The sequence below is a fragment of the Curtobacterium sp. Curtsp57 genome (genome assembly GCF_047324335.1).
Taxonomy (GTDB): Bacteria; Actinomycetota; Actinomycetes; order Actinomycetales; family Microbacteriaceae; genus Curtobacterium.
Genome location: NZ_CP168511.1, coordinates 1,833,146 through 1,854,905, shown reverse-complemented (window position 1 = coordinate 1,854,905; position 21,760 = coordinate 1,833,146). Strand labels below are relative to the sequence as shown.

Genomic DNA, 21,760 nt, shown 5'->3' with positions numbered 1-21,760 from the left:
CGATGGCGCACGATGTCCGCCCGGACGACCCGTCGTGGGCGGTCGTCGGCCGGGTCGCCGGTGGCCGTGCTGCGGTCCCCGTGTGGGTGAACGAGATCGGCGGGAAGACGTTCCGCATCGGTGGCGACGGGAGCGTCGGGTCCGCCGAGGAGTACGTCAAGTGGGTGCCGACCCACTACGGGGCCTGGATCGCGGCCGAAGCGGCACGTCTGACCTGGGCGGGCCGGTGGCTCCGCGTGCCGGAGGTCGTCGAGCACGACGCGGACGAGCACGGTGCGTGGCTCCGGACCCGAGCACTACCAGGGTGGAGCGCCGTGGACCCACGATGGCGCGACGAACCCCGGACCGCCGTGATCGCCGTGGGGGAGGGCCTCCGGGCGATGCACGACACGCTGCCGGTCGACGACTGTCCCTTCACGTGGTCGACGGCCGACCGGACGGCGCGGGCGCGAGCGGCCGGGTCCGACCCCGCGGCGCTCGGCCCCGAGCCGGCGTCGGACCGCACGGTGGTCTGTCACGGCGACCCCTGCACGCCGAACACCCTCATCGGGGCGGACCGGCGCTGGTACGGGCACGTCGACCTCGGCGCGCTCGGGATCGCCGACCGGTGGGCCGACATCGCCGTCGCCACGATGGCGCTCGGGTGGAACCACGGTCCCGGATGGGAGCAGCTGTTCCACGAGGCGTACGGCGTCCCCTTCGACGAGGAACGGACGGCCTGGTACCGCGCCCTCTGGAACCTCGACGAGGACGAGGTCTGACCCGAGGCCGTCGGGACCGCTAGAAGCCGACCCCGCGCGCGGCCATGAACGGCACCGGGTTCGTGGTGCCGCCGCCCACGTGGGTCTCGTAGTGCAGGTGGCACCCGGTCGAGTTCCCAGTGGACCCGACGAGTGCGACGAGCGTCCCTGCGGCGACCTGCTGCCCGGGAGACACACGGAACCCACCGCTGACGATGTGGCCGTACGCGCTCTTCACGCCGTTGCCGTGGTTGATCCGGACGTAGTTGCCGTACCCGCCGTACCACCCGACGTACTCGACCGTGCCGGCCGACGCGGCGACGATCGCCGTCGAGCAGCCGCTGCCGAGGTCGATGCCGTCGTGGAAGCTCGTCGCGCCGGTGATGGGGTGCACACGCGTCCCGTACGAGCTCGTGATCCAGCCGCCGGCGGGACGGACCCACCCGCTGCCGGAGCCCGACCCGACGGCCCCGCCGCCGCCACCCGACCCGCCGCCGCTGTTCGCCGCGGCTGCCGCACGTGCCGCTGCCGCCGCGGCTTCACGGGCCGCACGTTCCGCAGCTGCCTTGCGCTCGGCCTCGCCCTTGGCGAACTCGGCCTCGGTCCGGACACGGCCGGACTTCAGCGTGGCGAGCTGTGCTTCGAGTCGCGCCTTGTTGTCCTGCTGCTCGTCGTAGGCCACCTGGGCACGGTCGGATGCCGCCTGTGCCTCGGCCATGCGTTCCTCGGCCGCCTTCGCGAGGTCGGCCAGCGCCAGCGCGGCACGGTCGGCCTGCCCGGAGAGCGCCCGGGCGACGGCGGCGTCGGCGGTGGCCGCGGCTTCGACGCGCTCGGCCTGCTCGGAGAGCTTGCTGAGCGCGCCGAGGTCGTACAGCAGGTCACGTGCGTCCTCGCCACCGGTGAGCACGCTCGTCGTGACGTCCGCGCCGCCGGACCTGGCCATCTGCGCGGCGAACTGCCCGGCCTGCGCGGCGCTCTGCTCGGCGATCTCGGCGTGCTCCTCGGCGTCCGCGCGGAGCGTCTGTTCCTTCTCGGCGGCGCGCTGGGCCTTCCGCTGGGCGACCGAGTACTCGTTGCCGCGTGCTTCGGCTTCGGCGACGGCGGCGTCGGCCTTCGCCCCGAGCTGCCCGATCAGGTCCTGGATGTCGGCGATCTGACCGTTCTTCGCCGACTCCTGCCCGCGGGCGGCGAGGACGTCGTCCCACGAGGGGTAGGTCGCCGCGCTGGCGGGAGGAGCGTCGAGGACGAGCGTGCCGGTCAGCCCGAGCAGGGCGAACCCGGTCACCGCCAGGCGCAGACGCAGGGCGGTGAGGGAGTGCGTGGGGCGTTGGGCGGGACGAGTCATCGAGGGCGAGCCTATACATCCGTACAGGGAAGATGCGAAGCCGACGCACCGCTGTGGAGAACTCTCGTCAGAACCCGCGGTCGCGCAGGATCGTCTCGGCACTCCCGACGACGTCCTGCTGCAGGGTCGTCGCCCCGGCCGTGCCGGCGTAGTCCCAGATGTCGAAGCCGGTGCAGTGCGTCACCGACACCGGCGGCCCGAGGGAGTCCTCCACCGGGGTGGACCAGACGTCCCCTGATCCCACGACGACGAAGGTCGGCCGCGCGTCGCGGTAGGCGCCGAGGTCGACCAGCCAGGGGTAGGTCTGGAACGTGTCGCGCACCTGGAGCAGTCCGACGTTCTCCGACGAGTAGGCGGCGAGTGGACGGACGGTCCAGAACTGCCCGACGCCGACGACGTCGCGCCCACCGGCCCAGTGGTCCAGGCAGGTCGCGGGGTCGTACGCCGCGGTGCGCACCCCCCGGAGCGTCGACGGCGCCATGGCCACCCCCGCGGCGATGACGATCGCCGCGCCGATGGCGAGCGTCACGCGGACGCCACGGAGTGGCTGGTGCACCCGGGTCCGCCTGACCGCGGTCCGTGTCAGCTCGCAGACCGCGACGAGCGCCAGGAGCGGGGCGACGACGACGGGCTCCAGGTAGCGCGGCGTCTCCGACCCGGCGACGACGACCCCGACGGACACGGCGACGATCGTCACGAGCGGCAGCAGGGACGCGAGGAGCACGGTGCGCGAGGTCCGCACCCGCCAGGCCCAGACCGTGCCACCGACGGCGAGCAGCACCCCGACGAGCATCAGGACGAGCCCGGCGTCGCCGAGCGCCGTCGCCGCTCGGGCGTCGGTGAGCGACGCGAAGAACCCGAGCGTCGTCGCTGCGCGTTCCGGGTGCACGTACGTCGAGGGGTCGAGCGAGACGAACGGTCGCAGCGGGATGCGCAGGACGTACCCGACGACCGAGCCCGCGACGACGACCCCGGACAGCCACAGGGCAGGACGCCACGGCACCCGACGGGCGACGCCGAGGAGCAGCAGCGTGACGACGAGCGGGGCACCCGACCACGGGACGTACAGCGGGTTCGACGCCGTGGTGCACGCGGCGACGAGCCCGAGCGTCACGAGCACGGCGACGGACGCCCGGCCGACCCGGATCGCCCGGAGCGCGAGCGCCGCCGTCGCGAGGAGCGCGAGGACGACCCCGTAGTAGTAGGTGGTCGTGAGGAGCAGGGACGCGAGCTCGAGCGACGTCGCGGACGCCGACGACTCGGTGAGCACGTGCAGCGTCAGGAACCCGACCGCGAGCGCCGACACCGCGATGCGTGCCGAGCGTCGCGCGGACGGCATGAGCTCGTTCGCCACCGCCCGCAGGAGCGCGTAGACGCCCACGAGGACGAGCACGCCGTTGAGGGCCAGCGCCTGCTGCGGGGTCGCGGTGACGGCGGCGCAGACCAGGTAGACCGGCAGCTCCGGGAAGAAGAACAGCGCGGGGGACATCGCCCACTCGAACGGCTGGCCGAGCTGGATCGACCTGACCACCATCGGCAGCAGGACCGAGTCGCCGTCGTACCAGAGCAGCGTGACCCTGGCCGTCGCCAGGACGTGCCGCAGCGCGATCAGGGCGAGCGCGACCGCGACGATCGCCCCGATCGCCTCGTGCCCGAGCGCTTCGGCGAGGCCGCGGAACCGGGATGCCCCGACCGCTGGGCGCGACGGTGCATCGAGGGACATACCCGGATCGTACCGACGCGGACCCGGGACGAACGGGCGCGCGGCTGACCGTCCGTGCAGGCTGGATGAGCGCTGCGCGGCCCGGACGGGCTACCCTTGTGCGCTGTGACGGACGCGCGCGAGCAGTTGATCGACCACATCACGGCCGAGGCGGTGTTCCACGGCGACTTCACCCTGACCAGCGGGAAGAAGGCGACGTACTACATCGACCTCCGCAAGGTGAGCCTCGACCACCGTGTGGCACCGCTCATCGGACAGGTGATGACGGACCTCATCGCCGAGGTCCCCGACGTCTCCGCGGTCGGCGGCCTCACCATGGGCGCCGACCCGATCGCGAGCGCCGTGCTCCACCAGGCCGCCGCCCGTGGTGGCACGTACGACGCCTTCGTCGTCCGCAAGGAGCCGAAGGACCACGGTCGCGGCAAGCAGGTCGAGGGCCCCGACCTGCGCGGCAAGCGCGTCATCGTCCTCGAGGACACCTCCACCACCGGCGGCTCGCCGCTCAAGGCCGCCGAGGCGCTCGAGCGCGAGGGCGCGATCGTCGCCGCCGTGGCCGTCGTCGTCGACCGCGACACCGGCGCGAAGGAGAAGATCGAGGCGGCCGGGTACCCGTACTTCGCGGCGATCGGACTGGCCGACCTGGGGTTGTCCGCGTGACCGAGGAGCGTCCGGACGACGCGCACGAGCCCGACCAGACCGGCGGCCCCGACACCGGGGCAGACGGCCAGGAGGCTCGTGGCGCGTCCGCCCCGGACGCTCGCTTCACGGGACTCCGCAGTGCCGCCGACATCTTCGGTGCGCCGCGGAAGGCCGACGAGTGGCCGTCGCGCCGCGAGCGTCGCGAGGCGGAACGCGCCGCCGCCGAGACCGGTGCGCCGCTGCCGGAACCCTTCACGCCCGAGGAACCTGCGCCGGTCGACCCTGCGCCGGTCGACCCTGCGCCGGTCGACCCTGCGCCGGCCGACCCCGCGCCGGCCGACCCCGCGCCGGCCGAGCCCGCGCCGGCCACCCCGCCAGCGCCGTACGACGAGGACGCCACCCAGGCGATCTCGATGCCGGAGCAGCTTGCGGCACCATCCCAGCCCGCACCGCCGACGTCCGACCCGGACCGCTCGCTCCTCGGCAGCCGCATCCCGCCGGCCGCGGCGGTGCCCCCGACGTCGACCGCGCCGCACCCCAGCTCGATCCAGCTGCCGACCGCGCAGGCGAACCGGGAGCAGCGTGCCGCCGAGACCCGGGCGATCGAGGACGAACGACGCCGGACGGACCCCCGCGGCGAGGGCCGTGACGACGTCGACTGGCTCGGCCGTGCCACCGGATCGACGCCGACCCCGACCGGCCCCGTCGCCCAGCAGCCCGTCGGCGTGGAGGACACGCTCCCGTCGTCCCAGGAGCCACCGAGCTTCACCGACCTGCTCCGCATCCAGGGCGCCGACGCCGCGGAGCGTCCGAGCGTCGACCGTCCCTTCGACTGGGCCGTCCACGACGACGAGACCGGCGAGGTCCCGACGACCCTGACCACGAACTCGTTCGACACCACCGCGCTCGGCGCCGGCTCCTGGCACCTGGCGGACGACACCGAGGACGACGTGGTCTCCGGCGAGGTTCCGATCACCCCGGTCCCCGCCGTGTCCGCCCCGGTGGCCGCCGACGCCGCGACCACCGCGCTGCCGGTCCAGGAGACGGTCGACCCGCAACCCGAACCCGACCGCGACCCCGACCCCACCGACAGCGGCAGCTGGTCGCTCGCCGACGAGGCCGCACGCACCGGCGAGGTCTTCCCCGGCGACGCGGTGGACGACGCCGTCGACGACGCGGCCCCGACCGCGCCACCGCCCCTGGTCGAGCCGGCGAAACCGACGCCGCGGGTCGACGAGGACCCCGCGCACCTCCCGCCAGCCGTCGAGCAGGACCTCGACCAGTCGGAGTGGGACGGCCGCGAGACCAGCGACACGAGTGCCATCAAGGACCTCTTCGGCACGCAGGCCGTCGACCAGCTCGGCACGACCGGCTACGACCCGCACGACACCGGCACCCGCATGATGCCCGCGATGGGCGCGCACCCACCGGCGCCCGGCCGCGCCCCGTCCGCAGCAGGCTCGCCCGTGCCGCCGGACGCCGACAGCGGCAACTTCATCAACGAGGGCGTCGCGCGCCTCCGCGGTGAGGGCAAGCGTGGCAAGCTCCTGCTCTTCGGCGGTGCGATCGCGATCATCGTCGTGATGCTGATCGCCGTGTTCCTGCTCGCGAGCTGGATCCTGGGGAACAACATCGAGGAGAAGACCGTGCCGCCGACGAAGTCGCCTGCCGCGGCGTCTGCTCAGGTGACGACCGGCTCGTCGACCAAGCCATCAGCGCCCGCGACGGCTGCCGCGGCGCCGACGATCACCTTCGCGACCTCGACCGCGGCACCCGGTCAGCACCCCTGGTACGACCTCGCGGGTGGGGAGTGCCTGACGCCGTTCGACAGCGCATGGGCCGAGGACTTCACCGTCGTCGACTGCGGCACCGAGCACACCGCGCAGCTCACGGCGCGCGGGACGATCGACGGCGATGCCTACCCCGGCGCCGAGGCCGTGCAGACCCAGGCGGCGACCCGGTGCCAGTCAGCTGCCGGGCTCGACCTGACCGCCGCCGCCCGCTTCGGCGACGTCCAGGTGCAGGGCGTCTACCCACCGGACCAGGCAGCGTGGGACAGGGGCGATCGCTTCTGGTCCTGCTTCGTCACCCGGTCCGGCGGCGGTGCGTTGACGGGATCGCTCGCGCCGAGCGCGTAGCCGGCCACACGACGGACGGGAGGCTCCCCACCGGTCCGGTGGGGAGCCTCCCGTCCGTCGTGTGGTGCGGTCTCAGGCCGTGGCCGGCACCTTCGCGGAGGCGTCGGACAGCGTCTGCAGCTCGTCCGCGGTGAGCGTCAGCTCGGCGGAGGCGAGGAGCGCCGGGAGCTGCTCGGTGTTCCGCGCCGACGCGATCGGGGCGACGACGTCGGGCTGCGCCTGCAGCCAGGCGAGCGCGACGGTTGCGATCTCGGTGTCGTGCGCCGTCGCGATCGTCGACAGGGAGTCGACGACCTCGAGGCCGGCTTCGGTGAAGTACCCGGAGACCTGGCCCTCGCGGTCCTTGCCGGCGAAGTCCTCCTTCGAGCGGTACTTGCCCGTCAGGAACCCGGCGGCGAGGGAGAAGTACGGCACGACACCGAGGCCGTGCTCGTGGGCGAGCGGCGCGATCTCGGACTCGTAGGGCTCCCGCGTGACGAGGTTGTAGTGCGGCTGGATCGCGACGGGCTTCGCGAGGCCGTGCTCGTCGGCGATGCGGATCCACTCCGCCGCGCGCTCCTTCGAGTAGTTCGAGATCGCGGTGTACCGGACGATCCCGTCGCGCACGAGCTGGTCGAACGCGCGGACGGTCTCCTCGAGCGGGGTGTCCTGGTCGTCGAAGTGCGCGTAGTAGAGGTCGATGCGGTCCGTGCCGAGGCGCTGGAGGCTCGCGCGGGCGGCCTTCGCGACGGTGTCGGCGCCGAGCCCCTGGAACTCGGGGTGCTGCGAGCCCTTCGTCGCGATGACGACGTCGTCGCGCTTGCCGGACTTCGCGAGCCAGGAGCCGATCACGGTCTCGGACTCGCCGCCCGAGTTGCCCGGTGCCCAGGCGGAGTAGACGTCGGCGGTGTCGATGAAGTCGCCGCCAGCCGCCGTGTAGGCGTCGAGGACCTGGTGGGAGGTCGATTCGTCAGCGGTCCAACCGAAGACGTTGCCGCCGAGGGCGAGGGGGAACACGGAGAGGTCGCTCGATCCGATGCGGGGCATGGGGGTCCTTTCGTGGTGGAACTGTTCGACCGCTCCACCGTAGGCCTCGGGTCTTGCGAGCGGCTCGGGGTCCGTGACCTCGGTGGCAACGAGGTCGGTGGCGATCGGCAGACTGGTGGCATGACCACGCTCTCCGACGTCCTCGCAACCGGCACCGCGTCCGCTCGACTCCGGGCGGTCATGGCGGCGGGCACGACCCCTGACCCGGCCGACCTCGACGTGCTCGTGGAGCAGTGCGCGGTCGAGCCGGACTTCCAGGTGCGGGAGATGCTCACGTGGGCGCTCATCCGGCTCCCGGCGGAGCGCGTCGTGCCGCGGGTGCTCCCGGAACTCGAGCGTCAGGAGGCCCAGGCGCGGAGTCAGGCGTTGCACACGCTCTCGAAGATCGGGGACGGCTCGGTGTACCCACAGGTGACCGAGCGGCTCGGGGACATCGACCCCGGCGTCGTCCGCACCGCCTGGCGTGCCGCGGTCGCGCTCGTGCCCGACGACGGACGCGCCGACCTCGCGCGCCGACTCGCGGTGCAGCTCGGCCAGGGGGACCGTGAGACGCGCCTCGCCCTGAGTCGCGCGCTCGTCGGACTCGGCGCGGACGTCGTGGAGCCGGTGCTCGAGGACGCGGCCGGTCGCAGTGAGGCCGCCCGGACGCACGCCGCGGACACCGTGCGCCTGCTGCACGACCCCTCCGCGGGGTCGTCGCTGGCGCTCGAGCGTGCTCGGCGCGAGGTGGCGCTGGGCCGGACGCGTTCCGCCAAGGGCTGAGGGCGTCCGCGCCGTTCCGGGGCGGGCGCACCAAGTCCCGGATTCGGGGTGCCGAACAGCGCCGATCGGCTTGCACATGCGGATCGGCGCGCGCCAGAGTGGGTGTCGAAGGGGAGTAGCTCCCAGCGCGTGCATCGACACACTGGCCATCACGACGATCGGCCCGGTGCACCACCTTCGACTCCGGTCGGGGCGAGCGAGACCTTCGGCCGTTCCGCCATGGCCGAAGCCGCTCCCGTGCGCCGCGTCATGGCTCGACCACGAGGACCACCATGACGAACACCCTGTCACCTGCACCGGCGCGCGATCTGCCGGTGTCCCGGATGGGCGCGAGTGCCTGGGGTCGCATCGCGATCTGCATCGCCATCGCCCTGCCGGCCGTGGTCTTCCGGGTCGGCGGGTTCGCGCCGAACCCCGTCGTCGACCTGCTGGTCTTCGGCGCGGCCGTCGTCGCCGCGTCGTTCCTGCTCGCCTGGGCTGCCGAGGCCGCACAGAAGGACATCGCCGGCGCGCTGGCCATCGCGATCCTGGCGCTCATCGCCGTGCTGCCCGAGTACGCCGTCGACCTGTACTACGCGTTCCGCTCCGGGTACGACCCGTCGTACGAGCAGTTCGCCGCCGCCAACATGACCGGCTCGAACCGCCTGCTGCTCGGGTTCGGGTGGCCGCTCGTCGTGATCATCTCGCTGCTCGTGGCACGGCGCTTCGTCCGCGTCGGGTCACTGCCCGCCTCGGCAACCAGGGTGCTCGAGCTGTCGCGGTCGTCGCGGGTGGACATCGGGTTCCTGGCGCTCCTCGCCGTCATCGCGTTCCTCATCCCGCTGATGGGGTCCATCCCGATGTGGTTCGGGTTCGTCCTGCTCGCCGCGTTCGTCGTGTACCTGTGGCGCGCGTCGAAGGTGTCGGACGACGACGGCGGCGACGACGAGGAGATCGTCGGCATGGCCGGGAACATCGCGTCGATGCCGCAGCGCACCCGGCGCTGGACGATCGTGGCGCTGTTCGTCGTGGCCGCCGCCGTCATCCTGTCCTCGGCGGAGCCGTTCGCCGACGCCCTCGTCGAGTCGGGCAGTGCGCTCGGCATCGACAGCTACTTCCTCGTGCAGTGGCTCGCGCCGCTGGCGACCGAGGCGCCGGAGTTCATCGTCGCGGCGCTGTTCGCGCTGCGGGGAATGGGCGGGGCGGCGATCGGCACACTCATCGCGTCGAAGGTGAACCAGTGGTCGCTGCTCGTCGGGTCGCTGCCGATCGCGCACGTCCTCGGCGGTGGCACCACCGGCGGGCTGCCGCTCGACTCCCGGCAGGTCGAGGAGTTCATGCTGACCGCGTCGCAGACCCTGCTCGGTGTCGCGATCATCATCGCGCTGCGGTTCCACCGCTGGTCGGCGATCGCGCTGGCGGCGCTGTTCGCGGTGCAGTTCTTCGTCACGGACACGAACGGGCGCTGGGTGCTGAGCATCGTGCACCTCGTCGCGGCCCTCGTGGTGTTCTGGATCAACCGCCGCGACATCCTGCCGACGATCGCGGCCCCGTTCCGCCGCCCGTCGTCCCCCGCGCAGCGGTAGGGGCGGGGCCCGGGGCCCGGGGCCCGTCGAGGTCCCGGGGCCCGTCGAGGTTCCACAATCGCGGCATCTCGGCGCGGGCGCGGGGTCGTTCGTGGAACCTCGGGGACCTGAGCGGCGAGTCGTGGAACCTGGTGGGAGCGGTGGGAGCGGTGGAAGCGGTGGGAGCGCTGGGCGCCGCGATCGAGTGGTCACGACACACCGTTCGTGGTCGGCGAGTGGTCGGAGAACGTCGGTGCAGGCTGCACCGGGCGACGACTCGTGACCGTTCGGCGGACGTGAACGGGGTGTCGTGACCAGTCGGGTTCGCGCGAGGCGAGCGCGCCCCGGGGTCAGTCGGCGTCGGGGGCGAGCCAGATCGCGCCGGCGGCAGCGGCGGGCAGGTCGACGAGCGACTCCGTGCCGTCCTCCGAGCGCCGTGACACCGCGATGACCCCCGCGTAGTCCCGGACCTGCTCCACCCGGAGGTGGGTGCCGAGCCCGACGCCGAGCTCGTCGAAGTACCGCAGCAGCGAGGGGTCGTCGTCCGACACCCGGCCGACGGTGCCGCACGACCCCGGCGCGATCGTGCCGAGGAGCGCCCCGGGGGAGTCCGGCAGCGTGCCGTCCGCGCGCGGGATCGGGTCACCGTGCGGGTCGTGCGTCGGGTGCCCGAGGTCGGCGTCGACACGGTCGAGGAACGTCTCCGACACCGCGTGCTCGAGCGCCTCCGCCTCCGTGTGCACCTCGTCCCACGTGTAGCCCAGCCGGGAAACCAGGAACGACTCGATCAGACGGTGCCGCCTGACCATCGCCACGGCGACCTGCTGTCCGAGGGGCGTGAGCACGACGCCGTAGTACGGGGTGTGCTCGATCAGGCCGTCGCGGTCGAGCTTCCGGAGGTTGCCCGAGACGGTCGACGCGGAGACCTTCAACGACGCGGCGATGTCCCGGGTGGCGATGCCGGTGTCCCCGCGCTCGCGGGCCTTCCAGATGAGCTTGACGTAATCCTCCGCCATCGTGGACAGAGAAGGGAGTCGCATACCGCAATGGTACAAACAGGCATGGCATCCGAACGACGGCGCTGGCCCGTCCCACCGTCGCTCCTGGTCGGCCTCGCACCCCTCGTGGTGTTCGCCGGCATCAGTGCCTGGCGGTCCCGACCGAGCGACGACTACCCCTCCCTCGGCGAGACGGTCGACAGCGTCGTCCGGGCGCTCGTCGTCCCGGAGGGCATCGCCGCGCTGGCGCTCGCCGTCGTCGTGACGGCGCTCGGCTGGTGGCGCATCGCGACGGTCGACACGACCAGGAGTCCGCTGCGCTGGACGTGGATCGCCCCGGCGCTGATCCTCGTCGTCTGCCTGGTCCGGCTGCCGCTCGTCGACTGGACGGCGCTCCCGTGGCACTACTTCCTGCTGCTCGGCATCGGCGTGCTGTTCGTCGGGTTCTTCGAGGAGCTGATGACCCACGGCGTGCTGCTCGTGGGGCTCCGGCGGCGGCTGCCGGAGTTCGGCGTGTGGATCGTCTCGTGCGTGCTCTTCGGCCTGCTGCACCTGCTCAACGCCCTCGCCGGCGCCGGCATCGGACCCACGCTGATCCAGGTCGTGTTCGCGGCGTCCTTCGGCTCCGTGCTGTACGTCGCCCGGCGGCTCTCGGGCGGTCTGCTGCTGCCGGTGCTGCTGCACGCGTTCTGGGACTTCGGATCGATCGCGGTGTCGGCGACGGCGCGGGGTGAGCTCGGCACGATGGCCGTCGCCGGCGTCATCGGGATCGGCGCCTTCGCGGTGCTGGTCCTCGGGATCGTGGCCGGTGGGCTCGTCTCATGGCGGGACGACGCACCGCGCAGGCTCCGGCGGCGGTGGCGCGACGTCCCCCCAAACCCGTTGGCCGAGCAACGCCGCCCCGTTCCGGAGTGGTACGACCTGCGAACCCGCACAGACACTCCGACCGGTTCACCTGCCTGACCCCGGCCGTTCCTCGGACCGACACCGAGCCTCCTTACCGTCACGTCGATCCCAGTCGACACCGACGCCGTCGGTCCACAGAGAGGAGCGCCGTCCGGCTCCGGACGGCAACCACGCATGCGCACATCCGCACGCGCCATGGCCACGGGGGTGATCGTCGCGGGCGTCGCGACGGCCCTGGTCATCGGCAACCCCCTCACGGCCTCCGCCGCGAGCTACCCGAGCGACACCACGAAGCCCGACCTCGTCTCGCTGCTCAGCGGCTACGACGCGTTCTGGAAGTCCAGCGGCGTCAACGACCTGCACGGCACCGTCGTCGACCCCGCGACGCTCGCGAAGAACGACGAGCTGACCTCGTGGATCAACCAGAACGCGACGAAGGCGCAGCAGTTCACGGCGCTGCAGGACTCCGAGTACAACAACGCCACGAACTCCGCCTACGACCAGTCCTTCACGGTGGCGCAGGGCCTCGGCGACGCGCTCGAGAAGATCTACGTCGACGGCCGGACGAACGGTGACCTGCCGCTGACGAGCGCGCTGATCAACAGCTCGAACGGGACCACCGGCGCGTACGTCAGCACCGGTGACGCCAAGGCGCACTACAGCTACCCGCGTCCGTACCTGCCCGGCACGACGACGGCCACGCTCCCGGCCGGCGACGACCAGACGGGCTGCGCCCCGGCGACGGTGAACGCGTCGTCCGTCACGCCGAACCGGGTCGGCAAGGCATGGGCCAGCGCGGACGGCACGCTCGACATCACCCGCGTCGCCCCGCAGACCGACACGACGAAGGAGTTCTCCCCGAACGACGTCGTGCTCGACGCCGGCTACGGCACGAAGGGCATCTGCACGGGCGGCTCGTACCCGAGCGGCCACACGACGACGGCGTACCAGGCCGGCATCACCCTCGCGACGCTCGTCCCCGAGCTCGCGCCGGAGATCCTCGCCCGCACGTCGGAGGCCGGCAACGACCGCATCGTCCTCGGCGTGCACTACCCGCTCGACATCATCGGCGGGCGCATCGACGGCGAGGCCGCCCTCGCAGCCCGCTGGTCGGACACCCAGTACCGCACCGACGTCCTCGAGCCGGCCCGCAAGGAGCTCGTCAGCTACCTCGAGTCGAAGTGCGGCGACACGCTCGCGAACTGCATCGCCGCGGAGAAGCCGTACGAGAACGACCCCTACGGCGGCAAGGCCATCCCCGGCGGCACGTCCCAGGTCGTCACCGACCGCGCCTCGGCCGTGCAGGTCTACCAGGAGCGCATGACCTACGGCTTCGCGGCGACCGGCACCACGGGTCTCGCCCCGTCCGTCCCGGCCGGTGCCGAGAACCTGCTCCTCACCGCGTTCCCGACGCTCACCGACGCGCAGCGCACCTCCGTGCTCGCGCAGACCGAGATCCCGTCGGGCTCGCCGCTCGACCAGTCCGGCAGCGCGAGCGGCTCGTGGGAGCGGCTCGACCTCGCCGCCGCGACGAGCGCCACGGTCGCGGTCGCTGCCGACGGCTCCGTGAAGGTGGTCGCCACCGGCGGGCAGGCCTCGGTCCTGTCCGCGCACGTCACCGCGCCGAACGGCACGTCGGTGCAGGCCGGCAGCCAGCTCGCCCTCGCCGGCACCGGGTTCACCGCCGGGGAGTCCTACCAGGTCGTGCTCCACAGCGACCCGGTGGTCGTCGGCACGCTCACGGCCGACGCCGCCGGCGCCGTCTCGGGCAGCGTCACGATCCCTGCGGACACCGCAGCGGGATCGCACACGATCGACGTCGTGGACGCGTCCGGTGCGTCGGTGCTGACCGACCCGCTGGCGATCACCGTCAGGGCCGCGCCCGCCGCGGCAGGCGGGACCGGTACCGGCGCCAGCCCGGTGACGACCGGCATCCACCTGCCCGTCGTCAGCGGCTGATCCACAGCGACCGGACTGGAGGCCCGGCGCGGCTCGCCGAAGCCGCGCCGGCCTCCACAGGAAGGCACCTCCACCCCATGCGCAAGCGCACCATCTGGACCACCGTCGGCATCGCGGCAGCGGCCGTCGTCGTCGCCGGCGCCGTCACGATCCCGCTCCTCGGCGGCACGTCCGCGCCGTCCTCGGCCGTGTCGGCATCCGCCCGGCCGGTCGCCTCCGCCCCCGCCGTGCCGTCCGTGAGCGAGTCGGCGCTCGCCGCGCTCCCGGAGGCGCAGTACTCCGCGGTCATCGGCGGGCTGATGCCCGTGCGCGACACCGTCACGAAGGACACCGTCTTCCGGCTGCGAGCGGACGCGCCGCTGTTCGGCTCGGACCGCACGGAGCCCGTCGCCCGCTTCGCCGCGACGGACTTCCTGCAGCAGCCGACGACCGTCGTGGGGCTCCGCCGTGAGGGCCCGTGGGAACTCGTGCTCACCCCCGCCCGGCAGCAGCTGCCCTCCACAGCCGGGGGATCGGCCGCCGCGCAGACCTCGGCCTGGGTGCCGGTCGCGTCCCTGACGGAGGTGTCGACCCCGACGTCGCACGTGGTGATCTCGACGGCTGACCAGAGCGTCTCGATCGTCTCCGCGTCGGGTGCCGTGCAGCAGCGGTTCCCCGCCGGGGTCGGCACGGCGGACACCCCGACACCGACCGACGTGACGGGGTACCTCGAGCAGCGCTACGTCGACCCGTCCCAGGGCACCGGCGACCACCCGATCCAGCTCACCTCGCTGCACTCCGCCGCGGCCGACGAGCCGTACGGCGGACACGACGGCGGGCTCATCGGCATGCACTGGAACGCCGAGACCTCGGGTGCGGTGTCGCACGGCTGCGTCCGACTCGACGCCGACGCCGTGGCCGCGATCAACGCCCTCCCGCTCGGCACCCTCGTCACCGTGCAGTAGTGCCGCGTCTGTTGTTCAGCTCCCACGCTCCCACAGGTTGCGCCCAGCTGTGAACACCGCGCCCCGTCGTGCCGGGGCGCGGTGTTCACGCGGGGGCGCGATCGGGCGTCAGGACCTGCGGGCGACGGTGAAGACGCGGCGGAAGGGGTAGACCGTGCCGTGCGCGCCCGCCGGGTACGCCTGCCGCAGACGGGCCGCGTACTCGGACTCGTACGCACTGGACAGCGCACCGGAGGGATCGGCGGCGTCGAGTGCGGCCAGCGCCGGGCGGAGCCCCGTCCCGCGGACCCACTCGAGCACGGGATCCGGGCCATGCAGGAGCTGCATGTAGGTCGTCTCCCATGCGTCCGCGTGGAACCCGTTCGACTCGAACAGCTCCAGGTACCCGGCGGGGCCGAGCACCGGATCGGCGCGGAGGACGCCGTCGAGCGCGCTCGCCCACGGGCCGTCGGCCGCGACCGCCCGCATCAGCGCGTGCGAGGGGGAGTCGAAGTTCCCGGGGACCTGCATCGCGAACCACGACCCGGACGGCATCGCGGCGAGCCACCCCGGGAGCAGCGACACGTGCGACGGGACCCACTGCAGCGCGGCGTTCGTGACCACGACGTCGTCCTCCGCGGTGGGAGACCAGTCCTCGATGGCACGCTGCTCGAACGACAGGTTCGGGTGCCCGGACGCGACGTTCACCGCGTCGGCGAGCATCTCCGCCGAGGAGTCCATCCCGACGACGTGGGCCGACGGCCAGCGTTCGGCGAGGGTGGCCGTGAGGGTCCCCGGACCGCAGCCGAGGTCGACGACGCGACGGGGAGCCTCCCGTCCGATCCGGGCGACCAGGTCGTGGAACGGACGCGACCGCTCGTCGCTGAAGGCCGCGTAGCGGGCCGGGTCCCAGCGCACCTACATCTCGACTTCGATGGGCTCGGTGCGGACGAGTTCGTGGACGCCGGAGATGACCTCGCTCGGGCGGAACGGGTAGCGGTCGATCTCGGCCTGGTCGCTGATGCCCGTCATGACGAGGACGGTGTGGAGCCCCGCTTCGATGCCGGCCTGCACGTCGGTGTCCATGCGGTCGCCGATCATGCCGGTGTTCTCGGAGTGTGCGCCGATCCGGTTCATCGCGGAGCGGAACATCATCGGGTTCGGCTTGCCGACCACGTAGGGCTGCTTGCCGGTGGCCTTCTCGATCATCGCGGCGATGGCACCCGTCGCGGGCAGGACGCCCTCGGCGCTCGGGCCCGTCGCGTCGGGGTTCGTGACGATGAAGCGGGCGCCATCGCGGATCAGGCGGACGGCCTTGGTGATCGCCTCGAACGAGTAGTTGCGGGTCTCGCCGACGACGACGTAGTCGGGGGCGGTCTCGGTCATGATGAAGCCGGCCTCGTGGAGGGCGGTGGTCATGCCGGCCTCGCCGATGACGAACGCGGAGCCGCCCGGCATCTGCGACTTGCAGAAGTCCGCCGTCGCGAGGGCGCTCGTCCAGATGCGGTCCTCCGGCACGTCGATCCCGGACCAGCGGAGGCGGGCGCTGAGGTCGCGCGGCGTGAAGATCGAGTTGTTCGTGAGGACGAGGAACTCCGTGCCCTCGTCGAGCCACTGCTGGATGAGTTCCGGGGCACCGGGGAGCGCCTGGTTCTCGTGGACGAGGACGCCGTCCATGTCCGTCAGCCAGCACTCGACCTCGTCGCGGGTTGCCATGTTCCTCACCCTAGTGCGCGCCGGTTGCCACGCCGCCCGTGGCCGGCTCGGAAAAGGCCGGGAGGCTCGGATCGGCTCTTGCGCGCCGCTCGCGGACCCGAGATGGTCGAGACACCGAACGTCGTTCGGCTTTGCCGTACGCTTTTCGAGACCCGTACCGGAACTGCGGGACCCGTCCGAAACCAGGAGAACCGCCCGTGCTCGTCGAACCCGGAAGCCCGTCCGCCACCCCACGACCGACGGCTGGTGACGCCGTCGTGCCGGCGGCTCCGCGACGACGTCGGGGGCGGCCGAACGTGCTCACTCGTGAGCAGGTCATCGACGCGGCGACGGCGATCGCGAACGAGGACGGTCTCGAGCGGCTGTCGTTCCGTGCCCTCGGCAACCGGCTCGGGGTCGCGCCGATGACGGTGCACCGGACGATCGGCGGACTCGACGACCTGCACGCGGAGCTCGTGCGCCGGACGGTCGACGAGTTCACGGCGACGTTCGTGTGGCCGACGGACTGGCGGGAGATCGTCCGCGTGTTCGCCACCACCTTCCGGGACCTGATGCGTACCCACCCGCTCGTGCTCGAGTCGCACAGCAGCCGGGCGCCGCTGGTGTCGAGCGAGTCGGACGCGGTCGTCGCGAAGGTCGTCGGCGCGCTCCGTTCCGCCGGGCTGTCCGACACCGAGGCGATGTACGCGTTCTTCGTCGTGTACGACTTCGTCGTCGGGCACGCCGGGGTGCAGGTCGGTCGTGGGGACGCCGATGCCGGGCGTCCGGAGCGGCATGCGCTCGTCGGCGAGATCCTCGGGTCGCACTCGTACGACGACCGGTTCTCGCTCGGACTGGACATCCTGCTCGCGGGGATCGAGTCCCGCGTCCGCTGATTTCCGGGATCGACGAAAACTCCTTGACACGTGGAGTGTGGAACGCCAGGATTTCACACATCAAACAAGAAGGGGGTCTTCGAATGACCGCATTGTCGCCGTCCGCCTATGCAGCTCAGGTCTCACTGATCAACGCCTGGCGTTCCGCTCACCCCGCTGTTCGATCGAACGGCGTGATCCCGATCATCCTCGTCGTGGCGATTGTCGTCCTGCTCGCGCTCGGCGCAACGATCGTGATCGGCGCCGTCGCTCTCTGCGCGGCGAACGGTGGGGTCCTCGACTCCGTCGTGAGCCTGTCCGACTGGACCGTGAAGGTCACCTGCCACAAGCTGAAGTGAGCGGCGGAATGGCTCTCATGACCACGCAGCGCACTCTGTTCGGCACGTTCCTCGGAGGGCTGTTGGGGCTGCTTTCCGGCATCGTCATCGACGGCGGGCTGTGGCTGTGGGCGTTCGCGTCCGTGCTCAGTGGCGACGGTGCCGTGACCATCGGGCCCATCGTCCACGCTTCGACCATCGAGGGGTCTGCGACCGCGGTCGGCGGTCCCGGTCTCTTGATCGTCCCGGTCGGTCTCGCGCTCGTCGGAGCTGTGCTCGCCTGGCTCATCTCGCGTCGATCAGCAGCGGGTACCCGGGCGGCCGTACCCCGAGGGTGACACATCGCAGGCGCGAAGTTTGGCCGGCGGCGATCATCGCCGCCGGCCAGGCTTCCTGGCGAGTGACGCTCGTCGTCCTCGGCGTCGTGGTCGTGCCCGGCGCAGCGATCTGCACCGTCGGAGTCGTCGCCTTCGGCCCTGCCGTCCTCGGACCGATGGTCGTCGCGCTCTCGCTGTTCGTGCTGTCGTCCTTCATCCACGAACTCGGCCACGCGGTTGCGCACGTGCTCTTCGCCGATCCTGCCCGGGCGATCGTCGCGGGACGCGGGGCGTGGGCGTCCGGGAGCGTTGTCCGGTGGAGTCTCGGCACCAACGCGGACGGCGCCGTGGCGATCGCCGGCCCCTTCGCGGCGATGGCCTCCGGACTCCTCATCCTCGTGCTCCCGATCCCGTTCATCCTCGCGTACCCCGTCGTCGCGCTGTTCTCCGTCCACCTCCTCAGCCTGACTCGTCATGCCGCAGACGGCAGCCAGGTCCGTCGCGCGATCGAAGGAGATCCTGATGCTTGAAGTCCGAGCCGTGTCCAAGTCCTACGGGCCCAGTGCAGTGCTGGCCGATGTCTCCTTCGCCATCGAGCCGGGCGAGGTCGTTGCGCTCGTCGGTCCGAACGGGGCCGGGAAGAGCACGCTGATCCACGTCATCACCGGTCTCACGAAGCCGACCTCGGGTGATGTCCTCGCAGACGGCGTCCGGATCAGAGCGGGTGGCTACACCGGCATCGGGTTCTGCCCGGACGACCTCCCGCTCCCCGAACTCCTGACCGGCCACGAGTACCTCGACTTCGCCGAGGCGTTGCACGGATCTCGTGTCGGGGCCGGACATCGGCAGCGGCTGCTCGAGTGCCTCCGGCTCGACGACGCGGCTGGTCGGCTGCTGTCCACGTTCAGCCACGGGATGAAGCGGAAGCTCCAGCTCCTCGCGGCTCTGCTCCGAGGTCCGAGCGTCCTCATCCTCGACGAGCCGCTCCGCGGTCTCGATCCAGAGTCCGGAGCGCTGCTGCGCGCGCTGATCCACGACTTCGCCGAGCACGGAGGCGCCGTCTTGCTCTCGACACACGACCTGCCATCTGCGCAGACGACGGCCACGCGCTTCCTGGTCCTCCAGCAGGGACGCCTCATCGTCGACGACAGTGTGCGCGAGCTCGCGGCGGGAGGACGCTCGATCGAGGACGTCTTCCTCGCGACGACCGGGATCGGCGAGTCCGTCGCGCGCTCCAGTGCGCTGTTCGTCGGTGCACTGGCGCGCGCGGAGCGGTCGCGTCGATGACGCCCACCTTCGCCATCGCGCGCACGACCGGTCTCGTCCTCGTCAGGCACATCGAGCAAGCGGTCGGCGGTCGAGCGGTCGCCACGGTCATCGCGGCGATCGTCGGAGCCGCCGTCGTGCTGTACAACGTCGTGGCGTACGACTTCCTCGCGCGGTTCCTCCCGGCCGACGCCGTCGAGGCGTCGTACATCGACGCCGCGCAGCTGGTCGATGCCCTCTCCGCAGCGCAGGTGGCGAGTGCGGGAGGGATCGCGGTCCTGGTGCTGATCCTCGCACCTGGCAACTCCGCCGTGCGGATCTCGGCCCAGGTGCTCTCAGCGCGTCGTGTCCCTGCCCGACTGGGCGAGTCCATTCCCTTCGTGGTGCTCATCACGACGGCGTCCGGGGCGTTGACCATCGGTCCGTCGGTGTACCTCGGGTCGATCGTCGGCGACGGCCCGTTCACCGCGTGCGCGCTGCTCGCAACGAACGTCGCGTCGGCCCTCGGGATCGCGATCGTTGCGGAGAGCCTCCGCCTCATCGGCACCGCGGTCCGGCTCAGTTCGGCCGCAGTCCAGCTCATCGCGATCCTCGGCGCGGTGACGGTGGTCGGGGTGACGGTCTACGACTCCACAGCCGCTGCGCGGGAGGGGAGGGCCCCGGCGGCGGCGATCTGGTCGGAGATCGTCACGATGCGACAGGGTGTCGACGGATCGGTCGTCGCCTTGTCCGCCGCGGTGCTGTCCACCGCTGTCCTGCTCGTCACCCTGCTCGCCGTCCGCTGCGCGCAGCGTTTGGAGCCACTCGGGCATCCCCACCGCCTCTTCACCCTGCGCCGATGCCTGCCCCGGGGCAGTTCATGGCTCACGCGGGAGATCGCGATGGCCGTCCGGCAGCCCATCGGCCAGGTGTCGCTCGCGGTCTCGGTGGTCACGGTCGTCCTCGTGGGTGTGGCCGCCCGCAACGGTGTGATGCCGCCCTCCGCGGCGCTCATGGCGTGCGCGATGCTCGCGGCAGCGCCGCTCGAACTGTCGTGGGGTCGAGTGGCGACCTGGTCGTGGGTCTACCGGCAAGACCGGACGCCCGCGACCCGCATCGTGCTCCCACAGGTCGCGGCGGGGATGGTGTGGGCAGTGCTCCTCACATGCGCGGCGTTCGGTGTGATCGGGACCGTCCCCGAACCGTCGGACGTCGTGCACCACTCCCTCGTCCTCATCGCCGCGGCGAGTGTGGCCTACGCCGCGGGATGCGTCGCTCCGGCGAACGCGGACGTCCCTGCGTCCGTGGCTGTGACCTCCGTCCTGGCCATCGTGTGCGAGACGCTCGTCGGGTGGGCAGGATCGCGGCTCGACCTGCTCCACCTCGGACTCAGCGGCGTGTTGTTCGGAGTGGTGGCCGTCGCGTCGCTCGGAGCCGCCGTCGCGCGGATCCGCTCCCGCCTCGAGAGTCCCTGAGCCGGCTCGCCCGTACGCTGGAGCCGTGACCGACGAGCCCGCGCCGACCCATGAGCGCACGACGCACGGGGTCGGGCCGCACCCGCGGCCGTGGCCCGACGATCCCCGGCTCGACCCGGAGCTGCTCGAGCACGGGGACACCCGCAACGTCGTCGACGCCTACCGGTACTGGTCGATGGAGGCGATCGTCGCTGACCTCGACACCCGTCGACACGGGTTCGACGTCGCGATCGAGAACTGGCAGCACGACCTGAACATCGGGTCGATCGTCCGGTCGGCGAACGCGTTCCTCGCAGGGACCGTGCACATCATCGGGCGCCGGCGCTGGAACCGTCGCGGGGCGATGGTCACGGACCGGTACCAGCACGTGCGGAACCACCCCGACGTGGCGTCCTTCCTGCAGGCGATGCGCGACGAGGGGCGCCCGGTCATCGCGATCGACAACACCCCTGGTGCCGAGATGCTCGAGACCGCTGAGGTCCCGGAGCGTTGCGTGTTCCTGTTCGGGCAGGAGGGGCCCGGACTGACCGACGAGGCCGTCGCCGGCGCGGACGGGCACCTGGAGATCGCGCAGTACGGCTCCACCCGGAGCATCAACGCGTCCGCGGCCGCCGCGATCGTCATGCACGCGTGGATCGTCCGGCACGCCACGCCCCCTCGCTGAACCCGTCCCGGGTTCGGCTGCCGAGTGCGCAGAAATGGTGACGTCCGGGTTGTTCGCTGACAACGTCTGCGCACTCGATCGGGGCCGGGGCAGCGGATGCCAGCTCCGGCAGATGAGTGCGCAGAAATGGTGGCGTCCGGGGTGGAGCGCTCACATCGTCTGCGCACTCGATCCAGTCCGGCACGAGCGGCACGTCCGCACGTGCGGCACGTCCGCACGTCCGGCACGTGCGGCACGTCCGGCACGAGCGGCACGTGCGGCACGAGCGGCACCCGCAGCCCTCCCCGCCACCGGGACGCGACGGGCGACACCTGTCCCCCGAACAGGGTGAACGGCGGGGTGAAAAACCCCCGAACGAGGGGTCCTCGACCTTTCCGCACCCCAAGATCAGAAGTGCTGGCCATTGAGGCGGTCGGCAATTCCTGATCAAACTGACCTGCACGCGTGG

Annotated in this window: 21 protein-coding genes; 15 read left to right on the top strand and 6 right to left on the bottom strand. The window is 72.0% G+C overall.

From position 1 onward, the window contains the following. The first annotated feature begins 2 nt into the window (after positions 1 to 2). Positions 3 to 761, top strand: a complete 759-nt coding sequence (locus ACEN9V_RS08685) for a phosphotransferase (RefSeq protein WP_413602910.1) — start codon at positions 3 to 5, stop codon at positions 759 to 761. A gap of 19 nt (positions 762 to 780) precedes the next feature. Here the strand turns inward: ACEN9V_RS08685 and ACEN9V_RS08680 are convergent, their stop codons facing one another. Next, positions 781 to 2,085: a M23 family metallopeptidase gene (locus ACEN9V_RS08680; protein ID WP_413602909.1), complete on the bottom strand. Its 1,305-nt coding sequence runs from the start codon at positions 2,083 to 2,085 to the stop codon at positions 781 to 783. A gap of 67 nt (positions 2,086 to 2,152) precedes the next feature. Next, complete coding sequence (locus tag ACEN9V_RS08675; protein ID WP_413602908.1) at positions 2,153 to 3,808, bottom strand: hypothetical protein; 1,656 nt, start codon at positions 3,806 to 3,808, stop codon at positions 2,153 to 2,155. Between the two features lie 105 nt (positions 3,809 to 3,913). Here ACEN9V_RS08675 and pyrE point away from each other — a divergent pair, with 105 nt between their 5' ends. Both pyrE and ACEN9V_RS08665 read left to right on the top strand, forming a co-directional pair. Continuing rightward, entirely contained in the window at positions 3,914 to 4,465 is a 552-nt protein-coding gene (gene pyrE / locus ACEN9V_RS08670; RefSeq protein WP_281266830.1) for an orotate phosphoribosyltransferase, read from the top strand. Then, positions 4,462 to 6,585, top strand: coding sequence for a septum formation family protein (locus ACEN9V_RS08665; protein WP_413602907.1), 2,124 nt, complete (start codon positions 4,462 to 4,464; stop codon positions 6,583 to 6,585). Before pyrE ends, ACEN9V_RS08665 begins: the two co-directional genes overlap by 4 nt. 72 nt (positions 6,586 to 6,657) lie before the next feature. Here ACEN9V_RS08665 and ACEN9V_RS08660 read toward each other — a convergent pair whose 3' ends face one another. Then, positions 6,658 to 7,611 (bottom strand): aldo/keto reductase, encoded by a 954-nt coding sequence (locus tag ACEN9V_RS08660; RefSeq protein ID WP_413602906.1) that lies wholly within the window; start codon positions 7,609 to 7,611, stop codon positions 6,658 to 6,660. Positions 7,612 to 7,731: 120 nt separating this feature from the next. Between ACEN9V_RS08660 and ACEN9V_RS08655 the strand changes: the two genes are divergently transcribed. Together ACEN9V_RS08655 and ACEN9V_RS08650 are read left to right on the top strand one after the other, a co-directional pair. Beyond that, positions 7,732 to 8,373: a HEAT repeat domain-containing protein gene (locus ACEN9V_RS08655; protein WP_413602905.1), complete on the top strand. Its 642-nt coding sequence runs from the start codon at positions 7,732 to 7,734 to the stop codon at positions 8,371 to 8,373. A 272-nt stretch (positions 8,374 to 8,645) separates the two neighbouring features. Further along, on the top strand, positions 8,646 to 9,938 hold the full coding sequence (locus tag ACEN9V_RS08650; RefSeq protein ID WP_413602904.1) for a sodium:proton exchanger: 1,293 nt from the start codon (positions 8,646 to 8,648) through the stop codon (positions 9,936 to 9,938). A 329-nt stretch (positions 9,939 to 10,267) separates the two neighbouring features. Here the strand turns inward: ACEN9V_RS08650 and ACEN9V_RS08645 are convergent, their stop codons facing one another. Beyond that, a complete protein-coding gene (locus ACEN9V_RS08645; RefSeq protein WP_413602903.1) occupies positions 10,268 to 10,957 on the bottom strand; it encodes a metal-dependent transcriptional regulator in 690 nt (229 codons plus the stop codon). A gap of 21 nt (positions 10,958 to 10,978) precedes the next feature. Here ACEN9V_RS08645 and ACEN9V_RS08640 point away from each other — a divergent pair, with 21 nt between their 5' ends. The 3 genes from ACEN9V_RS08640 to ACEN9V_RS08630 all read left to right on the top strand — a co-directional run bounded on the left by ACEN9V_RS08640 (position 10,979) and on the right by ACEN9V_RS08630 (position 14,724). Further along, complete coding sequence (locus tag ACEN9V_RS08640) at positions 10,979 to 11,878, top strand: CPBP family intramembrane glutamic endopeptidase (protein WP_413602902.1); 900 nt, start codon at positions 10,979 to 10,981, stop codon at positions 11,876 to 11,878. A gap of 117 nt (positions 11,879 to 11,995) precedes the next feature. Then, positions 11,996 to 13,780, top strand: coding sequence for a phosphatase PAP2 family protein (locus tag ACEN9V_RS08635; RefSeq protein WP_413602901.1), 1,785 nt, complete (start codon positions 11,996 to 11,998; stop codon positions 13,778 to 13,780). A gap of 77 nt (positions 13,781 to 13,857) precedes the next feature. Beyond that, positions 13,858 to 14,724: a L,D-transpeptidase gene (locus ACEN9V_RS08630; RefSeq protein ID WP_413602900.1), complete on the top strand. Its 867-nt coding sequence runs from the start codon at positions 13,858 to 13,860 to the stop codon at positions 14,722 to 14,724. Positions 14,725 to 14,832: 108 nt separating this feature from the next. On the opposite strand, the gene ACEN9V_RS08625 is transcribed toward ACEN9V_RS08630, so the two are convergent. Continuing rightward, positions 14,833 to 15,621 (bottom strand): trans-aconitate 2-methyltransferase, encoded by a 789-nt coding sequence (locus ACEN9V_RS08625; RefSeq protein WP_413602899.1) that lies wholly within the window; start codon positions 15,619 to 15,621, stop codon positions 14,833 to 14,835. Beyond that, the gene (locus ACEN9V_RS08620) at positions 15,622 to 16,419 is read right to left on the bottom strand and encodes an HAD-IIA family hydrolase (RefSeq protein ID WP_144756338.1); all 798 of its coding nucleotides are present in this window, start codon (positions 16,417 to 16,419) and stop codon (positions 15,622 to 15,624) included. Positions 16,420 to 16,715: 296 nt separating this feature from the next. Here ACEN9V_RS08620 and ACEN9V_RS08615 point away from each other — a divergent pair, with 296 nt between their 5' ends. The 7 genes from ACEN9V_RS08615 (at position 16,716) to ACEN9V_RS08585 (ending at position 21,312) form a co-directional block, all read left to right on the top strand. Beyond that, the gene (locus ACEN9V_RS08615; RefSeq protein WP_413602898.1) at positions 16,716 to 17,294 is read left to right on the top strand and encodes a TetR/AcrR family transcriptional regulator; all 579 of its coding nucleotides are present in this window, start codon (positions 16,716 to 16,718) and stop codon (positions 17,292 to 17,294) included. Between the two features lie 173 nt (positions 17,295 to 17,467). Next, the gene (locus ACEN9V_RS08610) at positions 17,468 to 17,632 is read left to right on the top strand and encodes a hypothetical protein (protein WP_402728064.1); all 165 of its coding nucleotides are present in this window, start codon (positions 17,468 to 17,470) and stop codon (positions 17,630 to 17,632) included. A 17-nt stretch (positions 17,633 to 17,649) separates the two neighbouring features. Beyond that, the gene (locus ACEN9V_RS08605) at positions 17,650 to 17,949 is read left to right on the top strand and encodes a hypothetical protein (protein ID WP_413602897.1); all 300 of its coding nucleotides are present in this window, start codon (positions 17,650 to 17,652) and stop codon (positions 17,947 to 17,949) included. 62 nt (positions 17,950 to 18,011) lie between these two features. Beyond that, the gene (locus ACEN9V_RS08600; protein WP_402728066.1) at positions 18,012 to 18,458 is read left to right on the top strand and encodes a hypothetical protein; all 447 of its coding nucleotides are present in this window, start codon (positions 18,012 to 18,014) and stop codon (positions 18,456 to 18,458) included. After that, the gene (locus ACEN9V_RS08595) at positions 18,451 to 19,215 is read left to right on the top strand and encodes an ABC transporter ATP-binding protein (RefSeq protein ID WP_402728067.1); all 765 of its coding nucleotides are present in this window, start codon (positions 18,451 to 18,453) and stop codon (positions 19,213 to 19,215) included. Before ACEN9V_RS08600 ends, ACEN9V_RS08595 begins: the two co-directional genes overlap by 8 nt. Beyond that, a complete protein-coding gene (locus ACEN9V_RS08590; protein ID WP_413602896.1) occupies positions 19,212 to 20,648 on the top strand; it encodes a hypothetical protein in 1,437 nt (478 codons plus the stop codon). Before ACEN9V_RS08595 ends, ACEN9V_RS08590 begins: the two co-directional genes overlap by 4 nt. A 25-nt stretch (positions 20,649 to 20,673) precedes the next feature. Next, positions 20,674 to 21,312 (top strand): TrmH family RNA methyltransferase, encoded by a 639-nt coding sequence (locus ACEN9V_RS08585; protein ID WP_402728069.1) that lies wholly within the window; start codon positions 20,674 to 20,676, stop codon positions 21,310 to 21,312. The last annotated feature ends 448 nt before the right edge of the window (positions 21,313 to 21,760 follow it).